General features: G+C 57.4%; 1 protein-coding gene. It reads left to right on the top strand.

The features are described from left to right. On the top strand, positions 1-284 hold a 284-nt coding region (locus tag ACT3TP_RS18810; RefSeq protein WP_444621303.1), incomplete at both ends, for a recombinase family protein.

Genomic DNA, 284 nt, shown 5'->3' on the forward strand with positions numbered 1-284 from the left:
CAGACTCAGCATCGGTGGTTCCGTCCACGACCCCACCGACCCAATGGGCAAACTGCTGTTCAACGTCCTGGCGATGATCGCTGAGTTCGAAGCCGACCTCATCAGCATGCGCACCCGCGAAGGAATGAAGGTTGCCAAGGCCAACGGCCGACTCCGGGGAAAACAGCCAAAACTCACCGTGAAACAAGAAACACACCTCCTCGAACTGCACGATGCCGGCAAACACACCATGACCGAAATGGCAGAACTATTCTCCACCAGCCGATCCACCATCTACCGGGCCT

The organism is Glutamicibacter sp. AOP38-B1-38 (assembly GCF_052377485.1).
GTDB lineage: Bacteria > Actinomycetota > Actinomycetes > Actinomycetales > Micrococcaceae > Glutamicibacter.